The following is a 2,688-nucleotide window of genomic DNA, read 5'->3' as shown; positions in this document are numbered from 1 at the left end:
GCGTACCGGATCGTGCAGGAGGCGCTCAGCAACACCCTGCGGCACGCGCCGGGCGCGGACGCCAGGGTGGAGATCGGGTACGTGCTCGGCGGTCTGGGCCTGCGCGTGGTCAACGGGGCCCCGCCCGCGCCGGGTCTCATCAAGCCCTCCCCCGGCGCCGGTCACGGCATCACGGGCATGCGGGAGCGCGTCTCCATGCTCAACGGCGAGATGACGGCATCCCCGACGGCCGAGGGCGGTTACGAGGTGGCCGTGTTCCTGCCGGTCCCGGCGGCCGCCCCGATCGAGGGTGAGGCATGACGATCCGCGTGGTGATCGCCGACGACCAGATGATGGTCCGCGAGGGCTTCTCGGTCCTGCTGAACGCGATGCCGGACATCGAGGTGGTCGGCGAGGCGGTCAACGGCCGGGAGGCGGTCGGGCGGGTACGTGAACTCGCCCCGGACGTCGTGCTGATGGACATCCGCATGCCGGAGGTGAACGGCATCGAGGCGACGCGCGAGATCATCGCGGCGGACGCGACGGCGAAGGTGCTGGTACTCACCACCTTCGACCTGGACGAGTACGTGTACCAGGCCCTGCGGGCCGGGGCCTCCGGCTTCCTGCTGAAGGACGCCTCCGCGCGCCAACTCGCCGACGGCGTGCGGGTGGTGGCCTCCGGTGAGGCGCTGCTCGCGCCGACGGTCACCAAGCGGCTGATCCACGAGTTCTCCCGCCTGTCCGAGGCCCCCCGCCTGATGCCGGCCGCCCACGCGGCCTACGGCGAGCTGACCGAGCGGGAGACGGAGGTGCTGGTGCTGATCGCGCAGGGCCTGTCGAACGCCGAGATCGCCGAGCGGCTGGTGGTGGCCGACTCCACCATCAAGACCCATGTGAGCCGCATCCTGGTGAAGCTGGGCCTGCGGGACCGCACCCAGGCGGCCGTGTTCGCCTACGAGGCGCGGCTGGTCACACCGGGCTGAACCAGGGGGCTACCAGCGTCCGGGCTCGGTGCCCACCAGCGGCTTTGACGCGATGCCGTCCACGCCCACCGGCACATCGCCCTGGAGCATGACCCGGTGCATGATCCGGGGGTGGCCGACGTGGGCGGTGTCGCCGGGGGCGAGGTGGACGGTGGCCCGGTTGTCCCAGAAGGCGACGCTGCCGGGCTCCCAGCGGAAGCGGACGGTGTACTCCGGCCGCACCACCTGCTCCAGCAGCATCTCCAGCAGGGCCGCGCTCTCGGGGCGGGAGACCCCGGTGATCTGCTCCAGGTAGTAGCCGTTGACGAACAGCACCCGCTCCCCCGTCTCCGGGTGCACCCGGACCAGGGGGTGCTCGGAGGCGACCTGGTGGTCCAGGAGGTGGCGCAGGTACGCGTCGTCTCCGGGCCGGGGCTGGTAGCCGACCCCGAGCCGGTGCTCGGCCCGCAGCCCGTCCACGAAGGCGCGCACCGGCGCGGACAGCCCGGCGTAGGCGGCGGCCAGGTTGGCCCAGGTGGTGTCGCCGCCGTACGGGGGTACGGTCTCGGCGCGCAGGATGGTCGCGGCGGGCGGGTCGATCCGGGCTCCGTGGTCGCAGTGCCAGCCGCGCAGCAGGGTGTGCCGGCGCCGGCGCAGCCATTCCTCGTGCTCCATCCCGAACCGGCCGCCCAGCTCCAGCCGGTCGGCGGTCGTCTCCACCTCGGGGAACCCCTCCGGCGAGGCGCTCCCCCGCTTGCGCAGCACCACGGGCTCGCCGAAGCGGCGGGCGAAGGCCACGTGCCCGGCGTGGTCGAGCCGCTGGTCGCGGAAGAAGACGACCTTCCAGCGCAGCATCGTGTCCCTGATCAGCGCCACCAGGGAGTCGTCGAGCGGTGCGGCGAGGTCGACGCCGGTGATCTCGGCGCCGATGTGTCCGGCGACCGGTTTCACCGCCACGCCCTCGCCGCGCCGGGGCCGCTGCGCCGAACTGCTGTCCGTGGCCATGTCTGCGCTCCCGGGGGTCGTCGTACGGGCTCCCCTTGATCGTGTCAGCCGGACGGTGGTCTTGGCGAGGACGCCCCGGCCACCTCCCGTACGGGAGATCAGCCCTTCGCCGCCCGCAGCGCGGCCAGAGCCCGGTCGGCGTGGGTGTTCATGCGCAGTTCGCTGCGGACGATCTCCAGGATCGTGCGGTCCCGCCCGATGACGAAGGTGGCCCGCTTGGTGGGCGCGAGCGTGAAGCCCCGCTTGACGCCGAAGCGTTCCCGGATCGTGCCGTCGGTGTCCGAGAGCAGGGGCATGCCGAGGGTGTGCCGCCCGGCGAACTCCTGCTGCTTTTCGACGGTGTCGCCGCTGATCCCCACGGGCTGGGCCCCGGCGGCGGCGAACTCGCCCGCCAGGTCGCGGAAGTGGCACGCCTCGGCGGTGCAGCCGGGGGTGAGGGCGGCCGGGTAGAAGAACAGCACCACGGGACCATCGGCCAGCAGTTCCGTCAGCCGCCGCTCGGTGCCGGTCTCGTCCGGCAGCGTGAAGTCGTCGACGAGGTCGCCTACTTGGAGGCTCATGACTGTCCCTTCGCGGTACGGGCGACACCCCGGGCCCACAGCACCAGCGGCACCTGGAGGGGCAGCCGGGCGAGGGAGGCGGTGCGCTGCGGGGCGGGCCGGTGCCGCCAGTCGACGGCCATCTTCACGTTGGCCGGGAAGACCCCGACGAAGAAGGCGGCGGCCGCCTTCTTCGTCGGGGT

The 2,688-nt window shown here is 72.7% G+C and carries 5 protein-coding genes; 2 read left to right on the top strand and 3 right to left on the bottom strand.

The features are described 5' to 3' along the window. A partial coding sequence (locus CCN33_RS29680; protein ID WP_341866601.1) for an ATP-binding protein occupies window positions 1-300 on the top strand: 300 nt, incomplete at its 5' end. Further along, the gene (locus CCN33_RS29675; RefSeq protein WP_086696427.1) at window positions 297-962 is read left to right on the top strand and encodes a response regulator; all 666 of its coding nucleotides are present in this window, start codon (window positions 297-299) and stop codon (window positions 960-962) included. The genes CCN33_RS29680 and CCN33_RS29675, both read left to right, overlap by 4 nt. Window positions 963-971: 9 nt before the next feature. Here the strand turns inward: CCN33_RS29675 and CCN33_RS29670 are convergent, their stop codons facing one another. From CCN33_RS29670 to CCN33_RS29660, 3 genes are all read right to left on the bottom strand, one after another. Next, complete coding sequence (locus CCN33_RS29670; RefSeq protein WP_086696426.1) at window positions 972-1,946, bottom strand: TauD/TfdA dioxygenase family protein; 975 nt, start codon at window positions 1,944-1,946, stop codon at window positions 972-974. 98 nt (window positions 1,947-2,044) lie between these two features. Next, window positions 2,045-2,506 carry a peroxiredoxin gene (locus CCN33_RS29665; protein ID WP_086696425.1) on the bottom strand — a complete coding sequence of 154 codons (462 nt, stop codon included), beginning with the start codon at window positions 2,504-2,506 and terminating at the stop codon, window positions 2,045-2,047. Then, window positions 2,503-2,688, bottom strand: a 186-nt coding sequence (locus CCN33_RS29660; protein ID WP_483027263.1) for a DoxX family protein, incomplete at its 5' end; no start/stop codon positions are given. The genes CCN33_RS29660 and CCN33_RS29665, both read right to left, overlap by 4 nt.

It is taken from the genome of Streptomyces recifensis, from assembly GCF_002154615.1.
Classification (GTDB): domain Bacteria; phylum Actinomycetota; class Actinomycetes; order Streptomycetales; family Streptomycetaceae; genus Streptomyces; species Streptomyces griseoluteus.
The sequence above is the reverse complement of the archived record's forward strand: the minus strand, read 5'-3'. Positions and strand labels throughout refer to the sequence as shown.